The sequence below is a fragment of the Actinoplanes sp. NPDC049265 genome (assembly GCF_043197135.1).
Classification (GTDB): Bacteria; Actinomycetota; Actinomycetes; order Mycobacteriales; family Micromonosporaceae; genus Actinoplanes.
Genome location: NZ_JBICSP010000011.1, coordinates 40,853 through 67,295, shown reverse-complemented (window position 1 = coordinate 67,295; position 26,443 = coordinate 40,853). Strand labels below are relative to the sequence as shown.

26 protein-coding genes are annotated in these 26,443 nt (G+C 70.2%); 19 read left to right on the top strand and 7 right to left on the bottom strand.

Annotation, left to right across the window (positions count from 1 at the left end):
• The first annotated feature begins 2 nt into the window (after positions 1 to 2).
• From tsaB to ACGFIO_RS25065, 4 genes are read left to right on the top strand one after another with little or no spacing between them, the layout of a single operon-like run.
• Positions 3 to 659 carry a tRNA (adenosine(37)-N6)-threonylcarbamoyltransferase complex dimerization subunit type 1 TsaB gene (gene tsaB, locus ACGFIO_RS25080; RefSeq protein WP_392829123.1) on the top strand — a complete coding sequence of 219 codons (657 nt, stop codon included), beginning with the start codon at positions 3 to 5 and terminating at the stop codon, positions 657 to 659.
• Positions 656 to 1,096 carry a ribosomal protein S18-alanine N-acetyltransferase gene (gene rimI / locus ACGFIO_RS25075; protein WP_392829122.1) on the top strand — a complete coding sequence of 147 codons (441 nt, stop codon included), beginning with the start codon at positions 656 to 658 and terminating at the stop codon, positions 1,094 to 1,096. Before tsaB ends, rimI begins: the two co-directional genes overlap by 4 nt.
• Positions 1,086 to 2,135 (top strand): tRNA (adenosine(37)-N6)-threonylcarbamoyltransferase complex transferase subunit TsaD, encoded by a 1,050-nt coding sequence (gene tsaD, locus ACGFIO_RS25070; protein ID WP_392829120.1) that lies wholly within the window; start codon positions 1,086 to 1,088, stop codon positions 2,133 to 2,135. The genes rimI and tsaD overlap by 11 nt, the downstream gene beginning before the upstream one ends.
• 16 nt (positions 2,136 to 2,151) lie before the next feature.
• Positions 2,152 to 2,406 (top strand): hypothetical protein, encoded by a 255-nt coding sequence (locus ACGFIO_RS25065; protein ID WP_392829118.1) that lies wholly within the window; start codon positions 2,152 to 2,154, stop codon positions 2,404 to 2,406.
• Positions 2,407 to 2,539: 133 nt separating this feature from the next.
• On the opposite strand, the gene ACGFIO_RS25060 is transcribed toward ACGFIO_RS25065, so the two are convergent.
• Positions 2,540 to 2,806, bottom strand: a complete 267-nt coding sequence (locus ACGFIO_RS25060) for a DUF1707 domain-containing protein (protein WP_392829116.1) — start codon at positions 2,804 to 2,806, stop codon at positions 2,540 to 2,542.
• A 90-nt stretch (positions 2,807 to 2,896) separates the two neighbouring features.
• Between ACGFIO_RS25060 and ACGFIO_RS25055 the strand changes: the two genes are divergently transcribed.
• Positions 2,897 to 3,115, top strand: a complete 219-nt coding sequence (locus ACGFIO_RS25055; protein WP_392829114.1) for a hypothetical protein — start codon at positions 2,897 to 2,899, stop codon at positions 3,113 to 3,115.
• Between the two features lie 54 nt (positions 3,116 to 3,169).
• On the opposite strand, the gene groL is transcribed toward ACGFIO_RS25055, so the two are convergent.
• Both groL and groES read right to left on the bottom strand, forming a co-directional pair.
• Positions 3,170 to 4,819, bottom strand: coding sequence for a chaperonin GroEL (gene groL / locus ACGFIO_RS25050; RefSeq protein ID WP_392829112.1), 1,650 nt, complete (start codon positions 4,817 to 4,819; stop codon positions 3,170 to 3,172).
• Between the two features lie 73 nt (positions 4,820 to 4,892).
• The gene (gene groES, locus ACGFIO_RS25045) at positions 4,893 to 5,207 is read right to left on the bottom strand and encodes a co-chaperone GroES (protein WP_392829111.1); all 315 of its coding nucleotides are present in this window, start codon (positions 5,205 to 5,207) and stop codon (positions 4,893 to 4,895) included.
• A 230-nt stretch (positions 5,208 to 5,437) separates the two neighbouring features.
• On the opposite strand from groES, the gene ACGFIO_RS25040 reads away from it, so the two are divergent.
• From ACGFIO_RS25040 to ACGFIO_RS25015, 6 genes are all read left to right on the top strand, one after another.
• Complete coding sequence (locus ACGFIO_RS25040) at positions 5,438 to 6,604, top strand: methyltransferase domain-containing protein (RefSeq protein WP_392829109.1); 1,167 nt, start codon at positions 5,438 to 5,440, stop codon at positions 6,602 to 6,604.
• A 95-nt stretch (positions 6,605 to 6,699) separates the two neighbouring features.
• The gene (ybaK, locus tag ACGFIO_RS25035) at positions 6,700 to 7,182 is read left to right on the top strand and encodes a Cys-tRNA(Pro) deacylase (RefSeq protein WP_392829107.1); all 483 of its coding nucleotides are present in this window, start codon (positions 6,700 to 6,702) and stop codon (positions 7,180 to 7,182) included.
• A 356-nt stretch (positions 7,183 to 7,538) separates the two neighbouring features.
• Positions 7,539 to 8,645 (top strand): sugar ABC transporter substrate-binding protein, encoded by a 1,107-nt coding sequence (locus ACGFIO_RS25030; protein WP_392829105.1) that lies wholly within the window; start codon positions 7,539 to 7,541, stop codon positions 8,643 to 8,645.
• Between the two features lie 125 nt (positions 8,646 to 8,770).
• A complete protein-coding gene (locus ACGFIO_RS25025; protein ID WP_392829103.1) occupies positions 8,771 to 9,574 on the top strand; it encodes an ATP-binding cassette domain-containing protein in 804 nt (267 codons plus the stop codon).
• On the top strand, positions 9,571 to 10,833 hold the full coding sequence (locus ACGFIO_RS25020; protein ID WP_392829101.1) for a sugar ABC transporter permease: 1,263 nt from the start codon (positions 9,571 to 9,573) through the stop codon (positions 10,831 to 10,833). Before ACGFIO_RS25025 ends, ACGFIO_RS25020 begins: the two co-directional genes overlap by 4 nt.
• A 31-nt stretch (positions 10,834 to 10,864) precedes the next feature.
• Positions 10,865 to 12,046, top strand: a complete 1,182-nt coding sequence (locus ACGFIO_RS25015; protein ID WP_392829099.1) for an ROK family protein — start codon at positions 10,865 to 10,867, stop codon at positions 12,044 to 12,046.
• Here the strand turns inward: ACGFIO_RS25015 and ACGFIO_RS25010 are convergent.
• Positions 12,035 to 12,640: a hypothetical protein gene (locus ACGFIO_RS25010; protein WP_392829098.1), complete on the bottom strand. Its 606-nt coding sequence runs from the start codon at positions 12,638 to 12,640 to the stop codon at positions 12,035 to 12,037. The two genes, ACGFIO_RS25015 and ACGFIO_RS25010, sit on opposite strands and share 12 nt — an antisense overlap.
• A gap of 163 nt (positions 12,641 to 12,803) precedes the next feature.
• Here ACGFIO_RS25010 and ACGFIO_RS25005 point away from each other — a divergent pair, with 163 nt between their 5' ends.
• Positions 12,804 to 13,226 (top strand): hypothetical protein, encoded by a 423-nt coding sequence (locus ACGFIO_RS25005; RefSeq protein WP_392829096.1) that lies wholly within the window; start codon positions 12,804 to 12,806, stop codon positions 13,224 to 13,226.
• A gap of 297 nt (positions 13,227 to 13,523) precedes the next feature.
• A complete protein-coding gene (locus tag ACGFIO_RS25000; protein ID WP_392829095.1) occupies positions 13,524 to 15,212 on the top strand; it encodes a molybdopterin-dependent oxidoreductase in 1,689 nt (562 codons plus the stop codon).
• 171 nt (positions 15,213 to 15,383) lie between these two features.
• Here ACGFIO_RS25000 and ACGFIO_RS24995 read toward each other — a convergent pair whose 3' ends face one another.
• Positions 15,384 to 15,770 (bottom strand): WhiB family transcriptional regulator, encoded by a 387-nt coding sequence (locus ACGFIO_RS24995; protein ID WP_392829093.1) that lies wholly within the window; start codon positions 15,768 to 15,770, stop codon positions 15,384 to 15,386.
• A gap of 229 nt (positions 15,771 to 15,999) precedes the next feature.
• Here ACGFIO_RS24995 and ACGFIO_RS24990 point away from each other — a divergent pair, with 229 nt between their 5' ends.
• Entirely contained in the window at positions 16,000 to 16,848 is an 849-nt protein-coding gene (locus ACGFIO_RS24990) for a response regulator transcription factor (RefSeq protein WP_392829092.1), read from the top strand.
• A gap of 606 nt (positions 16,849 to 17,454) precedes the next feature.
• Here the strand turns inward: ACGFIO_RS24990 and ACGFIO_RS24985 are convergent.
• Positions 17,455 to 17,856, bottom strand: coding sequence for a DUF5319 domain-containing protein (locus tag ACGFIO_RS24985; RefSeq protein WP_392829090.1), 402 nt, complete (start codon positions 17,854 to 17,856; stop codon positions 17,455 to 17,457).
• Positions 17,857 to 17,981: 125 nt separating this feature from the next.
• Here ACGFIO_RS24985 and guaB point away from each other — a divergent pair, with 125 nt between their 5' ends.
• From guaB to ACGFIO_RS24970, 3 genes are read left to right on the top strand one after another with little or no spacing between them, the layout of a single operon-like run.
• Positions 17,982 to 19,469 carry an IMP dehydrogenase gene (guaB, locus tag ACGFIO_RS24980; RefSeq protein ID WP_392829089.1) on the top strand — a complete coding sequence of 496 codons (1,488 nt, stop codon included), beginning with the start codon at positions 17,982 to 17,984 and terminating at the stop codon, positions 19,467 to 19,469.
• Positions 19,470 to 19,482: 13 nt separating this feature from the next.
• Positions 19,483 to 20,601: a GuaB3 family IMP dehydrogenase-related protein gene (locus ACGFIO_RS24975; RefSeq protein WP_392829087.1), complete on the top strand. Its 1,119-nt coding sequence runs from the start codon at positions 19,483 to 19,485 to the stop codon at positions 20,599 to 20,601.
• A complete protein-coding gene (locus ACGFIO_RS24970; RefSeq protein WP_392829085.1) occupies positions 20,601 to 22,022 on the top strand; it encodes a M1 family metallopeptidase in 1,422 nt (473 codons plus the stop codon). Before ACGFIO_RS24975 ends, ACGFIO_RS24970 begins: the two co-directional genes overlap by 1 nt.
• Here ACGFIO_RS24970 and ACGFIO_RS24965 read toward each other — a convergent pair.
• Positions 22,005 to 23,090: an LCP family protein gene (locus tag ACGFIO_RS24965; RefSeq protein ID WP_392829083.1), complete on the bottom strand. Its 1,086-nt coding sequence runs from the start codon at positions 23,088 to 23,090 to the stop codon at positions 22,005 to 22,007. The genes ACGFIO_RS24970 and ACGFIO_RS24965 overlap by 18 nt on opposite strands.
• Before the next feature lie 85 nt (positions 23,091 to 23,175).
• On the opposite strand from ACGFIO_RS24965, the gene ACGFIO_RS24960 reads away from it, so the two are divergent.
• Positions 23,176 to 24,582: a S8 family serine peptidase gene (locus ACGFIO_RS24960; protein ID WP_392829081.1), complete on the top strand. Its 1,407-nt coding sequence runs from the start codon at positions 23,176 to 23,178 to the stop codon at positions 24,580 to 24,582.
• A gap of 20 nt (positions 24,583 to 24,602) precedes the next feature.
• On the top strand, positions 24,603 to 26,150 hold the full coding sequence (gene guaA / locus ACGFIO_RS24955; RefSeq protein WP_392829080.1) for a glutamine-hydrolyzing GMP synthase: 1,548 nt from the start codon (positions 24,603 to 24,605) through the stop codon (positions 26,148 to 26,150).
• Positions 26,151 to 26,443 lie beyond the last annotated feature (293 nt).

Genomic DNA, 26,443 nt, shown 5'->3' with positions numbered 1-26,443 from the left:
AGATGCTCGTACTAGCCCTGGACACCGCGACGCCGGCCTCTACCGCGGCCGTCGCTCACGTTTCCGGCGCCGGTCTGCACGGCCTGGCCGAACGTCGGACCGTCGACCCCCGCGCGCACGGTGAGCTGCTGGCGCCGCAGATCCACGCGACGCTGGAGGAGGCCGGGGTGCGCCCCGGTGACCTCGACGCGATAGTCGCCGGGGTCGGTCCCGGCCCGTTCACCGGCCTGCGGGTCGGGCTGGCCACGGCCGCGAGCATGGGCCAGGCGCTGGGCGTTCCGGCGTACGGCGTCTGCAGTCTCGACGGCCTGGGCCGCGCCGCCGGGCCGGGCCGCGTCCTGGTCGCGACCGACGCGCGGCGCCGCGAGATCTACTACGCGACCTATGTGGACGGGCACCGAGCCACCGATCCGGCCGTCGACAAGCCCTCGAACGTGCGGGCGGACGCCGACCGGGCCGTAGGCGAGGGCGCGGTGAAATACAGCGAGATCCTCGGCCTGCCCATCGACGAGCACGTGCTCTACCCGCCCGGCGTCGCCCTGATCGCGCTGGCCGCCGACCGGATCCTCGGCCGGGCCGGCAGCGAGCCGCTCACTCCGCTCTACCTGCGCCGCCCGGACGCCGTCGAACCGTCCGCGCGCAAGCCCGTGCTGCCATGACGCTGACCCGGATGCGGTGGTGGCACATCGCCGAGATCCTGCCGATCGAGGAGGACCTCTTCGGGGCCGAGAAGTGGTCGGCCGCGATGTTCTGGAACGAGCTCGCCATGCGCCGCTTCTACCTGGTCGCCGTCGAGGAGCAGCGGATTCTGGGGTACGCGGGACTGTCCGTCGTGGACGCCGAGGAGTCCTGGGTGCAGAACATCGCCGTGCGGCGGGACGCGCAGAAACGGGGGATCGGGCGCGACCTGCTCGAGGCGCTGCTCGCCGAGGCGGCCCGGCAGGGCAGTGGCAAGACGTTGCTCGAGGTGGCCGTCGACAACGAGCCGGCCCAGCGCCTGTACGCCCGCTACGACTTCGAGCCGGTCGGCATCCGCCGCGGCTACTACCAACCCAGCAACACGGACGCCCTGGTGATGATGCGCAGTGCCCACTGAAGAACCCCTCGTCCTCGGCATCGAGACCTCCTGCGACGAGACCGGTGTCGGCATCGTCCGCGGCCACACCCTGCTCGCCGACGCACTGGCCAGCAGCGTCGACCAGCACGCCCGGTTCGGCGGCGTGGTGCCCGAGGTGGCCAGCCGCGCCCACCTCGAAGCCATCGTCCCGACCATGCGACGAGCCCTCGACGAGGCGAAGGTCACACTGGCCGACATCGACGCGATAGCGGTGACGGCCGGGCCGGGCCTGGCCGGTGCCCTGCTCGTCGGTGTCGCCGCGGCCAAGGGGTACGCGCTGGCCACCGACAAGCCCATCTACGGCATCAACCACCTCGCCGCGCATGTGGCGGTCGACACCCTCGAGCACGGCCCGCTGCCCGAACCGGCGATCGCTCTGCTGGTCTCCGGCGGCCACTCGTCGCTGCTGCTGGTGGACGACATGACAGCGGGCGTGACCCCGCTCGGCGCGACCATCGACGACGCCGCCGGCGAGGCCTTCGACAAGGTGGCCCGGCTGCTCGGGCTGGGCTTCCCGGGCGGGCCGGTGATCGACCGCCGGGCCCGCGACGGTGACGCCGGGGCCATCGCCTTCCCCCGGGGCCTCACCGCGCCCAAGGATCTCGCCGCGCACCGCTACGACTTCTCGTTCTCCGGGCTCAAGACCGCTGTCGCCCGCTGGGTCGAGGCTCGTCAGCGGGCCGGCGACACCATCCCGGTGGCCGACGTCGCGGCCAGTTTCCAGGAGGCGGTCTGCGACGTGCTCACCGCCAAGGCGATCGCCGCGTGCCGCGCCAACGGGGTGGAGACCCTGGTCATCGGCGGTGGGGTGGCGGCGAACTCCCGGCTCCGGGCGCTGGCTTCGCTGCGTGCGGAGAAACATGGCATCCGGGTACGCGTACCCCGGCCGAATTTGTGCACCGACAACGGAGCCATGGTGGCGGCCCTGGGCTCCCACCTCGTGGCGGCCGGCGTGGCGCCGAGCCGGCTGGATCTGCCCGCCGACTCCGCCATGCCATTGACTGTGGTCACCGCGTGAGGGTAGGTAGTGGCTCATGATTGCGCGGATGTGGGAGGTGCGTGCGCTCGGCAGTGGCTTCGACGAGCTGCTGACCTGGGTGTGCGACAAGGCATTGCCGCAGCTAGAGGTGCTGCCGCAGCACGTGTCGAGCGAGGTCTACTCATCCACCGACAAGCGCATCGTGGTCATCTCCACATGGCGCCACTCGCCGGTCGCCCTGCCGGAACCGCCGTCGTCACTGGTGGCGCGCTCGCCGCACGTGTGGGACTTCACCCCGGTGGATCGCTAGGGCGCATCCGACGGATCACCCAGGCACGCTCTGGGCGTCGCCTCGCACTCGGGTGATCCACCGGGTCGGTGTCGCGGGCGTGCACGTAGATCTGGTCGCCGCGCACCTCGACGTTCAGATGCGTCCTGATCCGTTAGCTGCGCAGCGCCATGAACAGACCCAGGATGACCAACGTCACCAGCGCGATGGCGAAGACCAGCAGCAGCTCGCGGCGCGGGTGATCGTCCTCGGTCACCGGCAGGTCGCTGGTCACGGCGGCCAGCTCGGACATCGTGCGGGCCTCGGCCGCCGCGTCCACGCGCGCCGCGAACTCGTCCAGCGTCAGACGCCCGGCACCGGTGTGCCGCTCCAGGGCGGCCACCACCCGCCGGCGGTCCTCGTCCGACGCACGGATGTCCACGGCCGGATGATAGCGAAGAAGGGCAATGCCCGGCTCGGCCGAACGGGTGCGCTGAGCAGGCGTAGCGTGGCGGTCAGGAGGTGGCGCCGGATGCCGGAGGACGACTTCGACGAGATCGTCGCGCACCTCCGGGAGGAACAGTTCACCGTGCGCCGCCCGCGCCGCCGGCTGTTCATCGCCGGCGTCGTCTGCTGCCTGCTGGCCGTGGCCATCTTCATCTTCGGCGGCGTCGAGGGCGCGGTGATCGCGATCATCCCGTGGATCGCCGGGATGCTGCTGGTCGTGGCCGGTCGCAGCCGCGACTCTTGAAACAGTCAGGGCGCGCCGTGGGGAGACGGCGCGCCCTTCATGTGGTTCTTCCGGTCAGAAGCCGGGGCCGTGCTGGTGGCTGTGACCACCCGGGCCGTGGCTGTGACCACCGGCCGCGGCCGGCTCCGGCTCGGCCGGCTTCTCGACCACGAGGCTCTCCGTGGTGAGCAGCAGGCCGGCGATCGAGACGGCGTTGGAGACCGCGTTGCGGGTCACCTTGACCGGGTCGATGATGCCGGACGCGGCCAGGTCGACGTACTCGTCCGTGGCCGCGTTGAGGCCGTGGCCCCAGCCCAGCTCGCGCACCTTGCCCACCACGACGTAGCCGTCGTGGCCGGCGTTCTGCGCGATCCAGCGCAGCGGCTCGTCCAGTGCCTTGCGGACGATCTGGACGCCGGTCGCCTCCTCGCCGGTCAGGCCGAGGTCGCCGTCGAGGGCCGGAATGATCTGCGAGAGCGCGGCGCCGCCACCGGGGACGGTGCCTTCCTCGACCGCCGCCTTGGTCGCCGCGATGGCGTCCTCGATGCGGTGCTTGCGCTCCTTCATCTCGACCTCGGTGGCCGCGCCGACCTTGATCACCGCGATGCCGCCGGACAGCTTGGCCAGCCGCTCGCCGAGCTTCTCGCGGTCCCAGTCGGAGTCGGACGCCTCGATCTCCTTGCGGATCTGCGCCACCCGGTCCTGGATCTCCGAAGCGACACCGCCACCGTCCACGATGGTGGTGTTCTCCTTGTCGACCACGACCCGGCGGGCCGAGCCGAGCATCTCCAGGGTGACCTGGTCGAGCTTGTAGCCCAGCTCCGGCGCGATCAGCTCGCCGCCGGTGGCGATCGCCATGTCCTGCAGCATCGCCTTGCGCCGGTCGCCGAAGCCGGGAGCCTTCACCGCGGCGACCTTGAAGGTCTTGCGGATCGCGTTGACCACCAGGGTGGACAGGGCCTGGCCCTCGACGTCCTCCGCGATGATCAGCAGCGGCTTGCCCGACTGCAGAACCTTTTCCAGCAGCGGGAGCATCTCCTCGACCGAGGAGATCTTCTGCGTGGTGATCAGGATGTGCGCGTCCTCGAGGACGGCCTCCTGCGACTCGGCGTCGGTCACGAAGTTCGGCGAGATGAAGCCCTTGTCGAACTGCAGACCCTCGGTGACCTCGAGCTCGGTGCTGAGCGCCGAACCCTCCTCCACCGTGATGACGCCGTCGCGGCCGACCCGGTCCATCGACTCGGCGATCAGCTCGCCGATGGTGGCGTCCTGGGCCGAGATGGTGGCCACGTTGGCGATCGCCTTGTGGTCGTCGACGTCGACCGCCTTGTCGAGCAGCGCCTTCGAGACCGCCTCGGCAGCGGCGTCCATACCCCGCTTGAGGCCGATCGGGTTGGCGCCGGCCGTCACGTTGCGCAGGCCCTCACGGACCAGCGCCTGCGCGAGAACGGTGGCCGTGGTGGTCCCGTCGCCGGCGACGTCGTTGGTCTTGGTCGCCACCTCCTTGACCAGCTGGGCCCCGAGGTTCTCGTACGGGTCGGTGAGCTCGATCTCCTTGGCGATGGTGACGCCGTCGTTGGTGATCGTGGGCGCGCCGAACTTCTTGTCGAGGACGACGTTGCGGCCGCGCGGGCCGAGGGTGACCTTGACCGTGTCGGCGAGCGTGTTGACGCCGTGCTCCAGCAGGTGCCGGGCGTCGTCTGAGAAGCTGAGAATCTTCGCCATTTATTGGTCCCTTCACGCACAGCCGCCCCGGTCCCCAACACGTGGGGACCGAGGCGGTCAGCACATCAGTAGGTCACTTCTCGATGACCGCGAGGACGTCGCGGGCGGAGAGCACCAGGTACTCTTCGCCGGCGTACTTGACCTCGGTGCCGCCGTACTTCGAGTAGAGGACCGTCTCGCCGACCTTGACGTCGACCGGGATCCGGTTGCCGTTGTCGTCGATGCGACCGGGGCCGACGGCGAGGACAGTGCCCTCCTGCGGCTTCTCCTTGGCGGTGTCGGGGATCACGATGCCCGACGCCGTGGTGGTCTCCGCCTCGTTGGCCTGGACCACGATGCGGTCCTCAAGCGGCTTGATCGCAACCTTGGTCGCGGTAGTCACGGGCATACCCTCCTGGGTACAGGTTCTGCCGACCTCGTCAGCGAGGCCGGACTGATGCCTCATGCCACCGGGCGGGGCCGTCGTCGCGGGTGCCGGTCCGCCTGGCGCAAACGTGCCCCATCACTAGGCGCACGCTGGCACCCTCATGGTGAGAGTGCTAAGTCGGAGGTTATGCCGGAACTAGCACTCCGTCAACCAGAGTGCCAACGCGTTCGCCCAGGGGAGAATGTCTCGCCGTGGACGTCGAACTGCTGGCTGAGCTGCGGAACCAGGACGAGCTGCTGGCCGCCGCCGGGAACCTGGCGGGCGGCGACCCGCTGACCGCCGCCACCGCCCTCCGCAGCCGGGGCGCACCGCCCGACCTCGCCGCCGCCGCCCTCACCCAGGCCACCCTGCGCCGCTCGGCCCGGGCCAAGTTCGGCGCCGCGGCCGACCGCATGTTCTTCACCCGTGCGGGGCTGGAACAGGCGACCCGCTCGGTCGTGGCCGAGCGCCGCGCCGCCCGGCTGGCCGCCGCCGGCGTGCGAACCCTGGCCGATCTGGGGTGCGGGCTGGGTTCGGACGCGCTGGCGTGCGCGCGGGCCGGCATCCAGGTGTACGCGGTGGACGCCGACCCGCTGACCGCGGCCGTGGCCCGGGCCAACGCGGCGGCCCTCGGCCTGGCCGACCGCGTCGAGGTGACCTGCGCCGACGCCACCACGGTGGAGGTGGAACGCTACGACGCCGTCTTCGCTGACCCGGCCCGCCGCAAGGCCGGCCGCGGACGCGTCTTCGACCCGGCGTCGTTCTCCCCGCCCTGGGATTTCGTGGCCGGCCTGGCGGCACGCGTACCCCGAACCGTGCTCAAACTGTCCCCCGGCATCGACCACGGCCTCCTCCCACCCCGGGCCGAAGGGGAGTGGGTGAGCGTCGGCGGCGACCTGGTCGAGGCCGCCTTCTGGTGCGGCCCCCTGGCCACCGCCCCGCGCCGCGCCGCCCTGCTGCCCGCGGGTCATGAGCTGACCGGCGACGGCACCACGAACGGACCGGTCGGACCGGTCGGCCGCTTCCTCTACGACCCCGACCCCGCTGTGGTTCGCGCCCACCTGGTGGCGGAGTTCGCCGCGACCGTGGGCGGCCACCTGGCCGACCCCGACATCGCCTACGTCTACTCCGACGACCCCGTCGAGACCCCCTTCGCCCGCCGGCTGGAAGTGCTGGAGGTCCTGCCGTTCTCCCTCAAGCGGCTCCGCTCCGCCCTCCGCGCCCGTGACGTCGGCCGCCTCGAGATCCGCAAGCGAGGCTCGGCCCTGGAACCCGACAAGCTCCGCCGCGATCTGAAGCTTTCCGGCCGCTCGGCCGCCGGCGTGGTCCTGACCCGCGTGGCCAACGCTCCCACCGCCTTGATCACCACCCACTCCTGACCCCCTTACTAGGCGGTCCGCGGGATCCGGGGCGGTTGTCCACAGGCGAGGCGGATGTGGATACCGGTCGGAAGCCCGCGTTAGCCTTCCCATCCGTGGCTAAGAAAGCGGCCGGCACCCCCGCAACGGTGCAGCTCAACGCGCAAAAGGTCGCGCACTCCCTGCACGCCTACGAGGTCGACGCCGACACCCCCGATTACGGCGCCCGTGTCGCCGAGGCGATCGGCATCCCGCCGGCTCAGGTGTTCAAGACGTTGATCGCCGAGGTGGACGGCTCGCTGACCACGGCGGTCGTACCCGTGACCGGGGATCTTGATCTGAAGGCCCTGGCCCACGCGGCCGGCGGCAAACGGGCGGTGCTGGCCGACCGGGCCGACGCCGAGCGAAGCAGTGGCTATGTGCGTGGCGGGATCAGTCCGCTGGGTCAGCGTCGCCGGCTGCCGACGATCGTCGATGATTCGGTGCGGGAGCTGGACCTGATGTACGTCTCGGCCGGCCGCCGGGGGCTGCAGGTCTCGTTGGCGCCGGACGATCTGGTCCGTCTGACCGGCGCAAGACTTGCGCACATTCGGACATAGGCCCCATCCGGCACGGCCGTTACGACACCGTTATGAACAGGGGCTGATCTTTATCCCCGGATCCGGCAGGTTGGGACCCCCGCGTGACTTAGCGTCACGTTGTGGGGTGAAGTCAAGCCACCGGCCCGGAACCGGTTACAGGCGAGAATCTCGGTCGCTTCGGGCATGTTGCCGGATTGTTATCCCCTGTGACCAGAACGCCTGGCAACACGCCTTGTGCTACTGCCCGCTACGGGAATACGTTGCCGGGCACAACAAATGCTCCTGATCCACCTGCGTCCCGGGGAGCGAATCCTCCCTCCACGCAAACTGGAGAATCCGACGAAGGCCCGGATTTACCCGAAAGGACATATTTAATGCGTAAGGGAATGTTCGCCCTTGCCGCGGTCGGCCTGCTGGCCACCGGAAGCATGGCTGCTTGTGGCTCGGATAGCGACAGCGGCGGTACCGGCAGCAAAGGCGGCAGCTCGGCGCCCGGCAAGGTCGGCATCATCCTGCCGGACACCGCCAGCTCCCAGCGCTGGGGTACGGATGACCCGAAGTTCCTCAAGGCGGCCTTCGCGGCCGCCGGCGTTGAGGCCGACATCCAGAACGCCCAGGGTGACAAGAGCCAGTTCCAGACGATCGCGGACGGCATGATCTCCAGCGGCGTCAAGGTGCTGGTCATCGTCAACCTCGACTCCGGTACCGGTAAGGCCGTGCTCGACAAGGCCAAGGCCGCGGGTATCGCCACCATCGACTACGACCGCCTGACCCTGAACGGCGGCGCGAACTACTACGTGTCGTTCGACAACGTCAAGGTCGGCGAGCTGCAAGGCCAGGGTCTGGTCGACTGCCTGACCGCCAACAAGGCCGTCAAGCCGGTCGTGGCCGAGCTCAACGGCTCGCCCACCGACAACAACGCCACCCTGTTCAAGCAGGGCTACGACTCGAAGCTCAAGCCGAAGTACGACGACCAGAGTTACGTCAAGGGCCCGGACCAGTCCGTTCCGGACTGGGACAACACGCAGGCCGGCACCATCTTCGAGCAGATGCTCACCCAGAACAAGCAGATCAAGGGTGTGCTCGCCGCGAACGACGGTCTCGGCAACGCGGTCATCCAGGTGCTGAAGAAGAACAAGCTGAACGGCCAGGTCCCGGTCACCGGCCAGGACGCCACCGTGCAGGGTCTGCAGAACATCCTCGCCGGCGACCAGTGCATGACCGTCTACAAGGCGATCAAGCAGGAGGCCGACGCGGCTGCCGCGCTGGCCATCGCGCTGGCCAAGCAGGAGACCCCGACCACCGCGACCGGCACCATCAAGGACCCGGAGTCGGGCGCGGACGTCAAGTCGGTGCTGCTGACCCCGAAGCCCATCACCAAGGAGACGGTGAAGGACGTCGTCGCCGACGGCTTCGTGACCAAGGAAGCCCTCTGCACCGGCAACTTCGCCAAGCTGTGCACGGACAACGGCATCAGCTGACCTGACTGACGTGGGGGACACCCCCGACGGCTGACGAACGGCGCCGCTCACGCCCGCACCACGGCGTGGGCGGCGCCGGACGTGGCACCCCCCTCATCCGGTCACCAGCAAAGGAGAACCAATCCGTGGCCGCGACACCTCTTCTGGAGCTGCGCGGGATCGACAAGAGCTTCGGTCCCGTTCAGGTCCTGCACGACGTCGGACTTTCCGTCTACCCCGGCGAGGTCACCGCTCTTGTCGGCGACAACGGCGCCGGTAAGTCCACGCTCGTGAAGTGCATCAGTGGTATCTACTCGATCGACGCGGGCACGGTGACGTTCGAGGGGAACCAGGTGGCTGTCCACAGCCCCCGGGACGCCTCCGCGCTGGGCATCGAGGTCGTGTACCAGGACCTCGCACTCTGCGACAACCTGGACATCGTCCAGAACATGTTCCTCGGGCGCGAGAAGAAGAAGGGCCTCACCCTCGACGAGGCCACCATGGAGCAGATGGCCGGCGACACCCTGGCCAGCCTCTCCGTACGCACCGTGAAGTCGCTGCGCCAGCTGGTGGCCAGCCTCTCCGGTGGTCAGCGGCAGACGGTCGCTATCGCCAAGGCGGTGCTCTGGAACAGCAAGGTGGTCATCCTCGACGAGCCGACCGCCGCCCTGGGTGTGGCGCAGACCGCCCAGGTGCTCGAGCTGGTCCGCCGGCTGGCCGACAACGGCCTCGGCGTCGTGCTCATCTCGCACAACATGAACGACGTGTTCGCGGTCTCCGACCGGATCGCGGCGCTCTACCTCGGCCGCACCGCGGCGCAGGTCAAGGCCACCGACGTGACCCACTCCCAGGTGGTCGAGCTGATCACCGCCGGGCGCAGCGGCAATCTGGGCCTGCCCCCGGAGAAGCCGAGCGAGTTCGTCGACATCACTCCGGGAGACGACCAGTGAGCACAACCACGACCGGCCCCACGGCCGGAAAGGTCCAGGTGGCCAAGCCTACGGTCGCCAGCCACGTCAACGACTACATCGGGCGGGTCCGCGGCGGCGACATCGGCAGCCTGGCCGCCGTACTCGGTCTGATCGTGCTCTGCCTGGTCTTCGGCATCGCCCGGCCGGACACCTTCCTCAGCGCGCTGAACTTCAGCAACCTGTTCTCCCAGGGGGCGGCGGTGATCTTCATCGCCATGGGTCTGGTCTTCGTGCTGCTGCTCGGCGAGATCGACCTGTCCGCCGGTTTCGCCAGTGGTGTGTCCGGCGCGGTGATGGCCGTGCTGCTCACCAACAAGGGCTGGCCCTGGTACGGCGCGATCCCGGCGGCCCTGGTCACCGGCCTGGCCATCGGTTTCCTGCTCGGCTTCCTGGTCGCCAAGGTCGGTATCCCGTCCTTCGTGGTCACGCTGGCCGCCTTCCTCGGCTTCCAGGGTGTGCTCCTGGTGCTGCTGAAGGAGGGCACGAACATCTCGATCACGGACTCGTTCACGCTCTCGCTGGCCCGCGGCAACATGCCGGTCTGGCTGAGCTGGGTCCTGGCCATCGTCGGCATCGCCGCGTACGCGCTCTTGAACTTCATCAAGATCCGCGGCCGGGCCTCGCGCGGCCTGCCCACCGAGCCGATCGGCATCGTGCTGGCCAAGATCGTCGGCCTGGCCCTGGTCGTGCTCATCCCGACCGCGATCCTGTCCCAGGAGCGCGCGATCAACCCGGCCATCAACTCGCTCAAGGGCGTTCCGGTCGTCGTGCCGATTCTCGCCGTCGTGGCCGTCATCTGGACCTTCGTCCTGGGCCGGACCACTTACGGCCGGCACGTGTACGCGGTCGGCGGCAACACCGAGGCGGCCCGCCGCGCCGGTATCCCGGTCGACCGGATCCGCATCTCGGTGTTCGTCATCGGCTCGTTCATGGCGGCCATCGGCGGCATCGTCGCGGTCAGCCGGGCCAGCTCGGTCGACCCCCGCACCGGCGGCTCGAACGTGCTGCTCTACGCGGTCGCCGCGGCGGTCATCGGCGGCACCAGCCTCTTCGGCGGCAAGGGCCGCGTCATCGACGCCGTGCTCGGCGGCACCGTGATCGCGGTCATCGACAACGGCATGGGCCTGATGAACTTCAGCTCCGGCACCAAGTTCATCTTCACCGGTGCGGTGCTGTTGCTCGCGGCCGGTGTGGACGCGCTGTCCAGGCGCAGAGCGGCCGCGACCGGCAACCGATGAACAGTCTCCTGGTGACGGGGACGGCCCGCTGATGCGGGCCGGCCCCACCCAGGAGGAGGTGCGCCGGCACAACTTGGGAACGCTGCTGCGCTATGTCCACGTGCACGGCGCGACCACGCGTGCCGAACTGACCACCCGGCTCGGCCTCAACCGCAGCACGATCGGGGCGCTCACCGCGGAACTCACCACCGCGGGGCTCGTCAACGAGCGGACTCCGGGCGAGACCGGGCGGGCCGGTCGCCCTTCCCTGGTGGTCCAGCCCGAAAGTGCCAAGGTCTTCGCGTACGCGGTCAGCATCGAGGTGGACCGCCTGCGCGCCGCGCGGATCGGCCTCGGCGGCCGGATCCTGGACCGGCGCGACGCCGAACGCCCGCGCGGCATGCAGGCCATGGACGCTGTCGACCCGCTGGCCAAGTTCATCGACGAGATGCGCGCGGACGTACCCGACGGTTCCCGCTACGTCGGCGGCGGATGCGCCGTGGCCGGCATGGTCCGCCGTGACGACGGCGTGGTCCGGCTGGCCCCCACCACCGGCGTCGTCGACGAACCGGTCGGCGCGGCCCTCAGCGCGGTGGTCGGTGGCGAGGGCCCGTTCACGGTCGGGAACGTGGCCGACGTGTCGGCCCTGGTCGAGCACAGCCGGGGCGCGGCGATGGGCTGTGACAACGTCATCTACCTGTACGGCGACGTGGGCGTCGGCGGCGGCATCATCGCCGGCGGGCGCCGGGTCACCGGGCACGGCGGCTACGGCGGCGAGGTCGGCCACATGGTGGTCAACCCGCAGGGCCGGCCGTGCAGCTGCGGATCGCGCGGCTGCTGGGAGACCGAGATCGGCGAGTCGGCGCTGCTGCGGGCGGCCGGCCGCGGCGGCGACTCCGGGCGGGAGGCGGTGCTGGCCGTGGTCGAGGCCGCGATGCGCGGCGACCGCGAGGCCCAGCGGGCGGTCCGCCAGGTCGGCGACTGGATCGGCTTCGGCGTCGGCAACCTGGCCAACATCTTCAACCCCGAGGCGGTCGTCTTCGGCGGCACGCTGCGCGACGTCTACCTGGTCGCGGCCGCGCACATCCGCAGCCGGCTCAACTCGGTCGCGCTGGCCGCGACCCGCGAGCACATCCGCCTGCGTACCCCCGAACTGGGCACCGACGCGGCGCTGATCGGCGCGGCCGAGCTGGCCTTCGAACGGATCCTCGAGGACCCGCTGTCAGCGCAGTGACGGCAGGGCACCGACCAGTTCGTCCAGCAGGCCGGCGTCGGTGCGGGCCGGGCGCGGCTCCGGCAGTTTGGGTACGCCGGCGTTCGGCAGCCCCCAGATCACCCGCCCCGGGCTGAGCGAGTCCAGTGCCTCGTACCACTGCCGCAACGGCTCGCGCAGCTGAACGTGCGTCGCGAAGTTCCGCCGCCGCCGGGTGCCGTCCGCGTCCCGCCGCGCCTGCAACGTCTCCGCGTCCGGCATGCCGACCAGCACCGCGTCGGCCAGCCCGAGCCGCCCCGCCTCGAAGGCCGACCGCAACAGCACCAGTTCCCGGTCGAAGGTGGCCCGCGGCGCCAGCCCGAGCGCGGCCATGCCCCAGGCGTAGTGCAGTTTCACCGGATCGGTGTCACAGAAGGCGATCCCGTCGGCCCGCTCCAGCCGCTCGGCCTCGGCCCAGCGCCCCATGCTGACCCGGGCCCAGTACCGCGCGAGCACCTGCCCGTCGCCGGGCTCAGCAGGCACGACGCCGCTGTGCTCGGGGACGAAACGACCCACCTGACGCCGGCACCACGTCGTCTTGCCCGCGGCCGAGGGCCCTTCCACCACCACGATCACCCCGACACCTTACGAGTTCCACCTCCACCGAACGGACGGTGGGCTTCGGTTTCGCTCCTGACTACGTTGGGTGACGAATGGAAGGGGCTCAGCCGCGATGAGCAGGGTAGTTGGTCATTTCGCACCGGGACTGTTAGTGACCGTGGTGGGTGCACTGATCGTGATGACGGTCGTTCCCGCGCTGGGTCAGGTGGTCCCGCTGGTCGCGTTGCTGGCCCTGGTCGGCGTCACCCTGTTCCTGGCCTACACGGTGCTGGCCCACAACCGCGGCCTGTGCGAGCGCTGCGTGCGAGCGCTGCCCCTGGACGCGGGCGCGGTGGCCGGCCGGTACCGGTTACGGTTCCGGGTCGCACACCTCTTCGAGCGCAAAGCCTTCGTCGCGCTGTACCTGCTGGTGGTGGCCGGCTCGGCGTTGCTGTCGACGCACCCGGTCGGAAGGTACGGCTGGGCCGCGGTCCAGGCGACGATGGCCTACCTGCTGTTCGTCTACGTGACCCATCAACGCCTCCAGCCGTGGTGCCCGAAGTGCCGCAACGGCGGCGAAGAAACCCGAGCGCCGATCCAGCCAGTCTCGATCAACAGCTAAGGATCAAGTTCAAGTTCTGGATCTGGTCGTCGCTGGGTGGGTGGTGCAGACCGTCGCTCCCGCCGGCCGCGACGCCTTGCGCGGCTTGGCGACGCCTCGGGAACGCCGGCGTGCGGGCGAACGCGGGAGCGGTCGCCACTCCACCCCTGTGGGTGGGGGAGAACGTAGCGCACGGGTCCGACAGTTTCGGTTCGTCGTCCACAGGCTGACGGACGGAGAGGCGCTGCGGCGCGGGCGGTGTTGAGACGTCAGCGGACGGTAAGGATCATCGGGCCGGGGCGGGTGCACGATAGAGGTGTGAATTCCTCTGTGCGGGGCGGGCTGGCCGGGGTCGGTGCGGCCGCGGCGGCTCTTGGTGTGGCTGAGCTGATCGCGGTCGGCACCGGGCCCAACTCTGCGCCGCTGCTCGCCGTCGGTGGGGTCGTCATCGACACCGTGCCGGCGCCGGTCAAGGATTTTGGCGTCGCGGTGTTCGGGGTGCACGACAAGACGGCGCTGCTGACCGGGACGGCGATTCTGCTGGTGGGCTATGCGTTCGTGGCCGGTGTGGTGGCGGCGCGGCGGTGGTGGGCCGGGGTCGCGATGGTGTCGGCCTTCGGGGTGGTGGGGGTCGCGGCTGCTGTGACCCGGCACGACGCCGGAGTGGTGGCGGCACTGCCGTCGCTGGTCGCGGCAGTGGTGGCGGTGGTTGTGCTGCGTGGGCTGCTCGCTGTCTCGGCCGGGGTGCCTCTCGCGCGGGCGTTGGTGCCGGCGGGCGGTGCGGCGGCGGGTTCGGATGCGGCCGGCGATGGGGCGTCGGGGGTGGGCACGTCGCCACGGGCGGGTGGCGGGGGTGGGGACTCGGAGGTGGTGTCACGTGGGTCGGCGGGACGCAGGCCTGGGGGAGCGGGTGTTGCGGTCGGGGGAGGCGGGGAGGCGTACCCGGAAGAGGGCCGGCGGCGGTTTCTCAAAGGTCTCGGCGTCGTGGTGGGGGTGTCCGCGCTCGGGGGCGTTGTGGGGCGGCTGCTGACCGGGCGGCGGGCGGTCAGTCAGGCGCGGAACGACGTTGTGTTGCCGGCTGCGCGGCAAAGTGCGCCTGTGGTGCCGGCGGGGGTGCAGGCTCCGGGGGCGACCGCATACGTGACGGGGAATGACAACTTCTATCGGATTGACACGGCGCTTTATCCGCCGCAGGTTGATCCGGCTACGTGGCAGTTGCGGATTCACGGGATGGTGCGTAATCCGATCACGGTTTCGTGGGCCGATCTGCTGCGGCGGCCGATGGTTGAGCGGTATGTGACGTTGACCTGTGTGTCCAATGAGGTCGGTGACACGCTGGTCGGGAATGCGCTGTGGCTGGGCACGCCGATCAGGGAACTGCTGGAGGAGGCCGGTCCGCTGGCGGAGGCCGACCAGGTGGTGCAACGGTCGGTGGACGGGTGGACGTGCGGCAGCCCTACCGCGGTTCTGCGGGACGGGCGGGATGCGCTGCTGGCGGTGGGCATGAACGGGAAGCCGCTGCCGGTCGAGCACGGCTTTCCGGTGCGGATGGTGGTGCCAGGGCTTTACGGGTACGTCAGCGCCTGTAAGTGGATCACCGAGATCGAGTTGACCCGGTTCGCCGACTTCGACGCCTACTGGGTGCCGCGCGGGTGGTCGGCGCAGGGGCCGATCAAGACCCAGTCGCGGATCGACACGCCGCGGGCGGGAGGCACCCGGGCGGCGGGCGCGGTGACGGTCGCGGGGGTGGCGTGGGCACAGCACAAGGGCATCGCCAAGGTCGAGGTGCAGGTCGACGACGAACCGTGGCGGGTGGCCACCCTCGCGGCCACGGTCAGCGCCGACACCTGGCGACAATGGAGCTACGTCTGGAACGCGGCGCCGGGCAAGCATCGGATTCGGGTGCGGGCTACCGACACGACCGGCTATACGCAGACGAGCACCCCGGCGCCGCCCGCCCCGGACGGGGCCACGGGTTGGCACGCCATCGATGTCACGATTGAGTAGAGCTGAGTAGTCGAGGACGCACTTTTCGTCCGACTCAGCGACTCTGTTCGCTCATACGGTGGCTTGCATGTCCACCGATGCGGTCGATGAGCCGCTGAACACAACGACGCGGACCCCCGCAGGGGACCGCGTCATGAGCTGTGTGGTGAGTTCGCGCGGCGCCGCGCGGCGTCAAGCGGCTGGTGCCTGCCGCTGTGCCGGCACCGACTTGTGGGGACGGCCGAGGCGCGCCTCGAGCCGGGCAAGGTCGACGCGCCCGTGACGACGGTCGGCCAAGTCCTCCCAGCCGACGGCGAGCAGCCGCAGCCGCTCCGCTTCGCTGAAACCTCCCCAGACCCCGTACGGCTCACGGATCGCCAGAGCATGCGCGGCGCACTCGGCCCGGACCGGGCACGCGCCGCACATCGACTTGGCCTTGGCCTCGCGACGGTTGCGGGACGAGCCGCGCTCACCGTCGGGGTGGAAGAACTGGGCACTGTCCCGCCCACGGCAAAGACCGAGTCGCTGCCAGTCCCACAGGTCGGCGATGGGCCCGGGCAGTCTGCGAACGTTCGACATCAACACCCTCCTCCCGCGCGGCACCGCGGAGTGTTGTCACGAGGGCCTGGCTCAGGCCTGACGCCGGTGTACCCCGGTGGTCGCGCGCTCAACCCGACTTTGTCGATGTCATCTGCGGGCGTATCCCATCGCGGCCGTAACTCGTACCCATCTTTCCCGTTTTTTCCATCTAAAGCGCGTAATGCTGCGGCCCTCGCGTGATCTCCTCTGAGAGAGAAGGAGGATCACTGTGCGTACCGTCCTCGTGTGCGTCCGTACCCCGCTGGCGGCTCAGACCGTGGCGTCCACCGCGGCCCGGCTCGGCATGACCGGCGTCGTCCGGACCGCGGTCAGCGAGACCGAGGCCATGATCCGTCTGGCTGAACGGCCGGCCGAAGTGGTCCTCGCCGACACCGCCGTGACCCGTCCCGACAGCGTCGGTTTCACCCGGCGCGTCCTGGCCCGTGCCCCCCAGGCTCAGCTGGTGCTCTTCGGCGCCGAAGACCCCCGGGTCGCCGCCGCAGCGGTCGCCGCCGGTGCCCGTGGTGTCATCCGCGGCGTCGAGCACGACCTGGTCAGCGTCGTCGCCAAGGCCCTGTTGCTCCTGCTCTTGCCGGTACGCCCCCAGGGCATGCCGATCAACGGCGCGAACGCCCAACCGGCGACGGTGGCCGGTGGCGTCCGCAACACCAACTCGACCGTGGGCCGCCCCGCCTACCGCGACGGCGTCCCCATGACGGCGGCGAACGCCGCCAGCGTCCCCGCGATGCTGGGCCCGAACAGTCTGGTCCCCGCCCAGCGCGGCGACGCCCCCATCGACCCGGCCACCGGCCGCCCGATGGTCTCCTGGCCCGGCAACGAGGCCGGCGTAGGCGTGGCCGAGGCCCAGCCCACCGGCCGTCGCCTGACCCTCACCGAGCGTGAACTCCAGGTCCTCCGAGGCATGGCCGACGGCAAGAGTAACGCCGAGATCGGCCGCGAACTCTTCGTCTCCGAGGACACAGTCAAAACCCACGCCCGCCGCCTCTTCCGCAAACTAGGCGCCCGAGACCGAGCCCACGCAGTAGCAGCAGGCTTCCGAGCCGGCCTAGTAGCGTAAAAAACCCAACCCCCCACACGAGCCAAAAGCACAAATAGGCCACCCCCCCGCCCACCACGCCCACCACGACCCCCACGCCCACCACGACCGCGACCGCCCCACCAAAGGGCACCCACACTCCGTGCAGGCGTAAAGCGCAACCAAAGTCGCATGTCGTCGGCCGCCCCCAGGGCGAAATGCCGGAGGAGCGAAGCGACGACCAGCAAACTCAGCAGCCGTGTGCAACCACCCCAGCCACCCTCGGGGTGCACCTGACCCAGCCACCTCAACCCCGAGTAAGCCCAGCCACCGGCGGGTTGCTCCCCGGTGGGGTCCAGCCGTCGGTGGGTTGCTCCCCGGTGGGGTCCAGGCGCCGCAGTGGGGTCCAGCCACCGGCGGATTGCTCCCCGGCGGGGTCCATCCGTCGGTGGGTTGTGCCCGCCGCGGGTCCAGGCGCCGCAGTGGGGTCCAGCCACCGGCGGGTTGCTCCCCGGTGGGGTCCAGCCGTCGGTGGGTTGTGCGCGCCGTGGTGGGTCAGACGCCGGTGGGTTGTGCCCGCCGCAGTCAGTCCAGCCACCTAGCGGTTTGTGCACTCCGCGTTAATCCGGGCCGAACAAACAACCCACCTCAACTGCCCGAGTCGTCAGTTCCCTCGGCGAGAGTGTCGTGTACGCCATCGGCGTAACCCCGCGCATACTCCCACGTAACGTAATGATCCGGATCCGGGTCGTAAGCGGGTTCGTGCACCCGAGGCCGCCCACTGGTCAGTAAATGCCGCAGGTTTCCGCGAAGCAGATCCCAGTCGAAGTAGTGCGGCTCGTGGCAGTCCTCACACTCGATGACGAGCCCTCGAATCCCGGTCGGGCTGAGCAGGGCCTGGTAGACCTCGAGGTCACTGAGATCCTCGAGGACGTCCTGGCGCTCGGCCTCGGTCAGCGGGTCGCTCTCGGCGTCCTCCCCAGGATCGTCGAGTCCGGCGGCCGGGTCGGCGGGATCCCCGTTGAACGGGTCGATGGGTTCATCCTGCACCCTGTCACCGTACCCACATCCGCGTCGTCTGTGCTGGCCCGGACCGCTTGTCCGCCCCGCGGGCGCGCGCGGGCCGATGGGTAGGATGAACAATCACCTCGACGCACTCCCGACAAGGATGATCTGTGGACGCCGACTCCGCCCGTACCGTGCCTCTCGGACTCACCTTCGACGACGTTCTGCTCCAGCCCGGCGAGTCGGATGTCGTGCCCAGCCGAGTCAACACGATCACCAAGCTGACCCGCGAGGTCACGTTGAACATTCCGCTGCTCTCCAGCGCGATGGACACCGTGACCGAGGCGCGTATGGCGATCGCCATGGCCCGTGAGGGCGGCATCGGTGTGCTGCACCGCAACCTTTCCGCCGAGGACCAGGCGATCCAGGTCGACCTGGTGAAGCGGTCCGAGTCGGGCATGATCACCAACCCGGTCACCTGTGGCCCGGACGACACTTTGCAGCAGGTCGACCATCTCTGCGGGCAGTACCGCATCTCCGGGGTCCCGGTGGTCGACGCCGACGGCACTCTGGTGGGCATCGTCACCAACCGTGACATGCGCTTCGTCACCGATCACAGCGTGAAGGTGCGCGAGGTGATGACCCGCACGCCGCTGATCACCGCGTCGGTGGGAGTGGGCAAGGAGGAGGCGCTCGGCCTGCTGCAGCGGCACAAGGTCGAGAAGCTGCCGCTGGTCGACGACAACGGCCGGCTGCGTGGGCTGATCACGGTCAAGGACTTCACCAAGTCCGAGCAATACCCGCAGGCGACCAAGGACGGCCAGGGCCGGTTGCGGGTCGCGGCCGCGATCGGGGTCGGCGACGAGTCGTACAAGCGGGCCCGGGGTCTGATCGACGCGGGTGTCGACGTGATCATCGTGGACACCTCGCACGGCCACCAGCGCCAGGTGCTGGAGATGATCGCCCGGCTCAAGAAGGACACCACCACTCAGATCGTGGGCGGCAACGTCGCGACCTACGCCGGGGCCAAGGCGATCGCCGAGGCCGGTGCCGACGCGGTGAAGGTCGGGGTCGGGCCGGGCGCGATCTGCACCACCCGGATCGTGGCCGGCGTCGGCGTGCCGCAGATCACCGCCGTGATGGAGGCGACCCGGGCCTGCAAGCCGCTCGGTGTTCCGGTGATCGCGGACGGTGGCGTTCAATATTCCGGCGACATCGCGAAGGCGATTGTGGCCGGCGCCGACTCGGTGATGCTGGGCGGGCTGCTGGCGGGCTGCGAGGAGAGCCCGGGCGACCTGATCTTCGTCAACGGCAAGCAGTACAAGGCGTACCGCGGGATGGGCTCGCTGGGTGCGATGCAGTCGCGTGGTCAGGCCAAGTCGTACTCCAAGGACCGTTATTTCCAGCAGGATGTTCCTGAGGAGAAGCTGGTTCCCGAGGGCGTCGAGGGTCAGGTGCCGTACCGTGGTCCGCTGTCCCGTGTCGCCCAGCAGCTGGTCGGCGGTCTGCGTCTCGCGATGGGCTACGCGGGTGCGGAGACCGTCCCGGACTTGCAGGAGCGCGGTCAGCTGATCAGGATTACCGCGGCCGGTCTCAAGGAGAGTCACCCGCACGACATCCAGATGACCGTCGAGGCACCGAACTACCACACCCGCTAAGAGGGGCAAGAGCATGCGTGACGTCGTCGAGATCGGGCTGGGCAAGACCGCGCAGCGGGGCTATCACCTCGACGACATCGCGATCGTGCCGAGCCGGCGGACCCGTGACGTCGACGACGTGTCGACGGAGTGGAAGCTGGACGCCTACCCGTTCAAGATCCCGTGCGTGGCTCATCCGTCCGACGCGACGATGAGCCCCGACTCGGTGATCGCGCTGGGCCGGCTCGGCGGTCTCGGTGTGCTCAACGCCGAGGGCCTCTGGACCAGGTACGAGGACCCGACCAACGTCCTGGCCGACCTGGCCAAGCTGGACGAGGAGGCGGACGCCACCCGGCGCCTGCAGGAGATCTACGCCGAGCCGATCAAGCCGCATCTGATCGCTGAGCGGGTCCGCGCGATCCGCGAGGGCGGCGTGACGGTCGCGGTCCGGGTGTCGCCGCAGCACACCCTGGCCCTGGCCCCGGTGGTGCTCGACGCCGGCGTCGACCTGCTGGTCATTCAGGGCACGCTGGTCAGCGCCGAGCACGTGAGCACCACCGACGAGCCGCTGAACCTCAAGGAGTTCATCGCCGACCTCGACCTGCCGGTGATCGTCGGCGGCTGCACCGACTACAAGACCGCCCTGCACCTGATGCGTACCGGCGCGGCCGGCGTGATCATCGGTGTGGGCGCGGACGAGTGGTCGACCACCGACACCGTGCTGGGCATCCGGGTGCCGATGGCCACCGCGATCGCCGACGCGGCCGCGGCCCGCCGCGACTATCTGGACGAGACCGGCGGCCGGTACGTGCACCTGATCGCCGACGGCGGCATCCAGACCAGCGGCGACATCGCCAAGGCGATCGGCTGCGGCGCCGACGCGGTGATGCTGGGCGAGCCGTTGTCGCTGGCCGAGGGCGCCCCGGCCGGTGGCGCGTGGTGGCATTCGGCGGCCAGCCACCCGCAGCTGCCGCGCGGCGGTTTCTGCATCGCCGGCGAGCCCGACGGCACGCTCGAGGAGCTGCTGTACGGCCCGGCCAACCGCCCGGACGGCCAGCTGAACCTGTTCGGCGGGCTGAAGCGGGCGATGGCCAAGTGCGGCTACCACGACGTCAAGGAGTTCCAGAAGGTCAGCCTGGTCCTGGACCGGTGATGCGCCGGGCCGTCGCGGTCCCGCTGGTCCTGCTGCTGGCCGCGGCCGGGTGTACGCGTGCGTCCGATCCGGTGCCGGTGCGCACGCCGGTGCCGCAGCCGACCTTCTCGGCCGGGACCGACGGGATCGGGGACGACTACTTCCCGGCCTACGGCAACGGTGGCTACGACGTCGCCGGCTACGACCTGAACCTGCGTTACGACCCGGCGTCCGGGAAGCTCGGTGGCACGGCCACGATCACGGCCACGGCGACCCAGGACCTGTCGGCGTTCAACCTGGACCTGGCCGGTCTGACGGTGAGTTCGGTGACCGTCGACCGGGCCACGGCCCGGTTCTCGGCGGCCCGGAACGAGCTGACCGTCACGCCGGCCGTCGGCATCGTGCGGACGACCCAGTTCACCACGGTCGTCGAGTACGCCGGCACGCCGCAGGCGATCGGCAACGACACCCTGGGCGAGGGTGGCTGGCAGCGTACCCGGGACGGCGGTTTCGCACTGGGCCAACCGGAGTCGGCGAGCACCTGGTTCCCGGTCAACGACCATCCGGCCGACAAGGCGACCTTCGAGCTGGCGATGACCGTGCCGGACGGCGTGGCGGCGATCAGCAACGGCGTGCCCGGCGGCCGCACCAGCTCCGGCGGCTGGAGCACCTGGACCTGGACGGAGTCGAAGCCGCTGGCGTCGTACCTGTCGTTCGTGGCGATCGGCCACTACCGGGTCGAGTCGGCCACGCATCTGGGCAAGCCGATGGTGATCGCGATCCCGGAGTCGCTGCCGGCGGACGGCCCCGCCGCGAAGTCGCTGGCCCGGACCGGGGAGGTCGCCGATTTCCTGGCGACCCAGTTCGGCCCGTACCCGTTCGACGCGTACGGCGGGGTGGTCCTCGACGACCAGCGGGTGAGCTACGCGCTGGAGACGCAGTCTCGCCCGGTCTACGGGTCGGTGTTCTTCCGGGCCGAGAACGCCGGCGTGGTCGCGCACGAGCTGGCCCACCAGTGGTTCGGCGACAGCGTGGCGCTCGAACGCTGGCAGGACATCTGGCTCAACGAGGGCTTCGCCACGTACGCGGAATGGCTCTGGTCCGAGCACGAGGGCACGGCCACCGCGCAGCAGATCTTCGACCGGAAGTACGAATCGTTCGACTGGACCAGGACGCCGGGGCGGCCGGGCACGGCGGGACTGTTCGGCGAGGCGGTCTACGACCGGGGCGGCATGACCGTGCACGCCCTGCGCAAGGCGATCGGCGACGCGGCGTTCTTCGGGCTGCTGAAGTCGTGGCCGGCCGAGCACGCCGACGGCAACGCCACCACGGAGGATTTCGTCCGGTCGGCGGAGAAGGCGGCCGGCGGCAAGGACTTGTCGGCGTTCTTCGACGACTGGTTGTACGGCAGGACGAAGCCGCCGCTATCGGTGAACCAGTGAGGGGTGCGCGGCGAGGAACGGCCCGGCCCGGTCGGCCACGACGGCCCGGAAGAAGTCGCGGGCGATCGGGCGCAGCTGCTCGCCGGCGTAACCGCCACCGCTGCTGACCGAGTCGCCCGGCAACGACACCATGGTGATCTTCTTCGGGTCGAGGTCGCGCAGGGCGTACGCGAACTCGATCGGGCTGCGCGACCCCGAGAAGCGCATCGTCTCGCCCAGGGCCCGGATCACCGCGTCCAGCTTCGTCGTGTCGGTGGCCAGCCCGCCGCTCATCGCCTTGCTGAACAGCGCGGTCACCAGCTGTCGCTGATGCCGTTGCCGGTCGTAGTCGCCGTTCTCCAGCCCGTACCGCTGCCGCGCGTAATCCAGCGCCTGCCAGCCCTTGAACGTGCGCACCCCGGGCAGATAGGTCGCCTGCGGCCCGGTGTAGTCGCCGCCGCCCGGGCGCAGCGGCCGCAGCGAACCGTCGGGTTTGCGGTGGTGGGACACGACCTTGGTGTCGACCCGCATGGTCACGCCGCCGAGCGCGTCGGTGAGCCGGCTCAGCCCGGTGAACGTCAGCACCACCCCGGCGTCGAACTTCTTGATCCCGGTGTAATTGGAGATCACTTGCCGCAGGTACGCGTACCCCTGCTCGGGTCTGGGTTTGCTCGAACCCGGCACCTTCGCGCCCCGGCTCATCGCCTCGGTGATCTTGAAGCGTCCGCCCCGGAAACCGGCCGGACGGTACGCCGGCATGTCGACGCGCAGGTCGCGGGGGAGCGAGTAGAGGTAGGCGCTCCGCCGGTCGGGCCCCAGGTGCAGCAGCATGATCGTGTCGGCGTGCGGTTCCCAGTCCGGGACGCTGACCCGGGTGTCGACACCGATCAGCAGCAGGTCGAGCGGACCGGTGATGTCGGCGCCGGGCGGTGGGGCAGGGCTGGCCGAGGTGGGAACGACCGAAGGTGTCGCCGTGGCCACCGGTGGCGGCGCCGGCTCGTCCCTCCTCGTCAAGGCGAACGCGACCCCGCCGATCAGCACGAGGAAGACCGCCGCGGCGGCCACCACGAACACCCGCTTCCGCGTCATGGACGAACACTAGTTGAATCCGCGCAACGACTTCGCTCCCGAACGAGACCGGCCGATGCCCCGGTGCTCCCCGACCCTTCCTCTCATGCGGGTTGTTGCGAGTGTCCTGGCCGGTCTGATGCTGACCGCCGCGGTGCCGGCGACGGCGGCGTCCGCTGCCGAAGAGCCGGTGGGCCTGGTCGTGGGCGTGCGCGGCGCGGTCGATCTGCCGGCCCGGGCGATCGAGACGGGTACGCTGCCCGGCGCGCTCACCGTTGACGTTCCCCGCGACAAGGTCGCCTCGGTGGCCGACGAGCTCCGGGCCGACCCCGATGTGGCGTACGTCGAACCCGACCACATCGCGCACGCGGCCGCCGTGGTGACCCCGGACGACCCGTACTTCGGCCAGCAGTGGGGCATCGCCAAGACCCGGGTGAGCACCGCGTGGACCGCCTCGCGCGGCTCGTCGGCGATCACCGTCGCGGTCGTCGACACCGGCGTCAAACGGATGCCCGACCTGGTCGGCAACCTGCTGCAGGGATACGACTTCGTCAACGACGACAACGACCCCACCGACGACGACGGGCACGGCACGATGACCGCCCAGGTGATCGCGGCCACCCCGAACAACGGCGTCGGCGTCGCCGGTATCTGCTGGACCTGCAAGATCCTGCCGGTCAAGGTGCTGGGGGCGGGCGGCAGCGGCTCGTACTCCGACATCGCCGCCGGGATCCGGTACGCCGCCGACCGCGGCGCCGACATCATCAACCTGTCCCTCGGCGGCTCGGCCGACAGCCAGGTGCTGCGCGCCGCCGTGGCGTACGCCGTCAGTAAGAACGCCCTGGTCATCGCCGCCGCCGGCAACGAAGGCAGCGCGGCCACGCACTACCCGGCGGCCATCCCGAGCGCGCTCGCCGTCGGCGCCACCACCCCCGGCGACGCCCGCTACCCCTGGTCCAACTACGGCGCCTCCTGGGTCGACGTGGCCGCACCGGGCTGCAACCCGGCCCTCAACACGGCCGGCGTGCTGACCAACTTCTGCGGCACCTCGTCGGCCACACCGTTCGCCTCCGGAGTCGCGGCCCTGCTCGCGGCGGCCAAGCCCGGCACTACGCCGGCGCGTATCCGCACCGCCCTCACCGCCACCGCGGTCAAGCTGGCCGGGAACTGGCTGCCCGCCGGCTCGGGCCGGATCGACGCCGTCGCCGCGCTCGGCTCGGTGCGCGGGCAGGCGGTCGACGTGACCGGTCCGGTGGCGACGATCACCCGCGGCGCCCCCAGCGGTGCTCACGTGGCGAACACGTCGCCGTACGGTGTGCGAGCGACCGACTCGTCCGGCGTGACCCGGATCGAGATGATCGTCAACGGGACGGTGGTCGGGCGGGTGACCGGCTCGGCGTACACGTTCGCGGTGCCGGTGTGGAAGTTCGGCAAGGTCGTACGGGTGCAGGCCCGCGCGTTCGACCGGCTCGGCAACGCACGGTTCACCCCGACCCGGACCTGGTACCGCTGACGCCGGTAAACTTGCTGGTCATGACGACCCCCCGACCAGTGCTCGTGGTTGACTTCGGTGCGCAGTACGCCCAGCTCATCGCCCGGCGGGTGCGTGAGGCGAGGGTCTACTCCGAGATCGTGCCGCACTCGATGCCCGCGGCCGAGATGCTGGCCAAGAACCCGGCGGCGATCATCCTGTCCGGCGGACCGTCCAGTGTGTACGAAACCGGGGCCCCCGGCCTCGACGCCGGCGTGTTCGACAGCGAGGTTCCGGTGTTCGGGATCTGCTACGGGTTCCAGGCGATGGCCCAGGCCCTCGGCGGCACGGTCGCGCACACGGGGGCGCGGGAGTACGGGCGTACCCTGCTCACCACCCAGGCCGGCACCCTCCTGCGTGACCTGCCCGCGGACCTGCCGGTCTGGATGAGCCACGGCGACAGCGTGACCATCGCCCCGGAAGGGTTCATGGTCACCGCGTCGTCGGGCGGGGCGCCGGTCGCGGCCTTCGAGAACCTGACCGCCCGGCGGGCCGGAGTGCAGTTCCACCCCGAGGTGGCGCACACCGAGCAGGGGCAGCGGATGCTCGAGCGGTTCCTGTGGGACATCGCCGGGATCGAACCGACCTGGACGCCCGGCAACATCATCGAGGACCAGGTCTCGGCCATCCGGGCCCGTGTCGGGGACAAGCAGGTCATCTGCGGGCTGTCCGGCGGGGTCGACTCGGCGGTGGCCGCGGCGCTCGTGCACAAAGCCGTGGGAGACCAGCTGACCTGCGTCTTCGTCGACCACGGGCTGCTGCGGGCCGGGGAAGCCGAGCAGGTCGAGAAGGACTACGTGGCGGCCACGGGCATCCGGCTGCGCGTCGTCGACGCGGCCGACCGGTTCCTGGGTGCGCTCGCCGGCGTGGAAGACCCCGAACAGAAGCGGAAGATCATCGGGCGGGAGTTCATCCGGGTCTTCGAGCAGGCCGCCCGCGAGATCGACGACGAGCGGCACGTCGAGTTCCTGGTCCAGGGCACGCTCTACCCGGATGTGGTCGAGTCCGGCGGCGGCACGGGAACAGCCAACATCAAGAGCCACCACAACGTCGGCGGGCTGCCCGACGATCTGCAGTTCGCGCTGGTCGAGCCGCTGCGGACGCTGTTCAAGGACGAGGTACGGGCGCTGGGCGCCGAGCTCGGGCTGCCCGAGGAGATCGTGCAGCGGCATCCGTTCCCGGGGCCGGGGCTGGCCATCCGGATCATCGGGGCGGTGGACAAGGGGCGGCTCGACATTCTGCGGGCGGCCGACCTGATCGCCCGCGAAGAACTGAGCGCGGCGGGGCTCGATCGGGAGGTCTGGCAGTTCCCGGTGGTGTTGCTGGCCGACGTGCGCAGTGTCGGTGTGCAAGGGGACGGGCGGACCTATGGGCATCCGGTGGTGTTGCGGCCGGTGTCCAGTGAGGACGCCATGACCGCGGACTGGTCTCGGCTTCCCTATGAACTGCTGGCCAAGATCTCTACTCGGATCACCAATGAGGTGCCTGAGGTCAACCGGGTGGTCCTGGACGTCACGTCCAAGCCGCCGGGCACCATCGAGTGGGAGTGAGTTGGCTTACTGAGCTGTGACGCATACCCCGGGGAGCCTGCTGGGTGGTGCGTGACGCAAACCCCGGAGCTGGCTGGGGTTGGTGCGTGACGCGTACCCGGGAGCTGGCTGGGGGTTGGTGCGTGACGCAAACCCCGGAGCTGGCTGGGGTGGTTGCGCACGGCTGCTGAGTTACTTGGTCGTCGCTTCGCTCCTCCGGCATTTCGCCCTGAGGGCGGCCGGGGGGGGGGGGGGGGGGGGAAATCTATATAGTGGGGGCGGGGGGGGGGAAGGGCACGCAACCACCCGCGCGC

What these genes read in the sequence shown, in the direction of transcription:
- ACGFIO_RS24960 (WP_392829081.1), top strand. Translation starts at nt 23,176, where the DNA reads ATGCGGGTTGTTGCGAGTGTCCTGGCCGGTCTGATGCTGACCGCCGCG.
- rimI (WP_392829122.1), top strand. Translation starts at nt 656, where the DNA reads ATGACGCTGACCCGGATGCGGTGGTGGCACATCGCCGAGATCCTGCCG.
- guaA (WP_392829080.1), top strand. Translation starts at nt 24,603, where the DNA reads ATGACGACCCCCCGACCAGTGCTCGTGGTTGACTTCGGTGCGCAGTAC.
- tsaB (WP_392829123.1), top strand. Translation starts at nt 3, where the DNA reads ATGCTCGTACTAGCCCTGGACACCGCGACGCCGGCCTCTACCGCGGCC.
- ACGFIO_RS25005 (WP_392829096.1), top strand. Translation starts at nt 12,804, where the DNA reads ATGACGGTCGTTCCCGCGCTGGGTCAGGTGGTCCCGCTGGTCGCGTTG.
- ACGFIO_RS24975 (WP_392829087.1), top strand. Translation starts at nt 19,483, where the DNA reads ATGCGTGACGTCGTCGAGATCGGGCTGGGCAAGACCGCGCAGCGGGGC.
- ACGFIO_RS24965 (WP_392829083.1), bottom strand. Translation starts at nt 23,090, where the DNA reads ATGACGCGGAAGCGGGTGTTCGTGGTGGCCGCCGCGGCGGTCTTCCTC.
- ACGFIO_RS24995 (WP_392829093.1), bottom strand. Translation starts at nt 15,770, where the DNA reads ATGTCGAACGTTCGCAGACTGCCCGGGCCCATCGCCGACCTGTGGGAC.
- ACGFIO_RS25015 (WP_392829099.1), top strand. Translation starts at nt 10,865, where the DNA reads ATGCGGGCCGGCCCCACCCAGGAGGAGGTGCGCCGGCACAACTTGGGA.
- ACGFIO_RS24970 (WP_392829085.1), top strand. Translation starts at nt 20,601, where the DNA reads ATGCGCCGGGCCGTCGCGGTCCCGCTGGTCCTGCTGCTGGCCGCGGCC.
- groES (WP_392829111.1), bottom strand. Translation starts at nt 5,207, where the DNA reads ATGCCCGTGACTACCGCGACCAAGGTTGCGATCAAGCCGCTTGAGGAC.
- ACGFIO_RS25065 (WP_392829118.1), top strand. Translation starts at nt 2,152, where the DNA reads ATGATTGCGCGGATGTGGGAGGTGCGTGCGCTCGGCAGTGGCTTCGAC.
- ACGFIO_RS25030 (WP_392829105.1), top strand. Translation starts at nt 7,539, where the DNA reads ATGCGTAAGGGAATGTTCGCCCTTGCCGCGGTCGGCCTGCTGGCCACC.
- ACGFIO_RS25055 (WP_392829114.1), top strand. Translation starts at nt 2,897, where the DNA reads ATGCCGGAGGACGACTTCGACGAGATCGTCGCGCACCTCCGGGAGGAA.
- groL (WP_392829112.1), bottom strand. Translation starts at nt 4,819, where the DNA reads ATGGCGAAGATTCTCAGCTTCTCAGACGACGCCCGGCACCTGCTGGAG.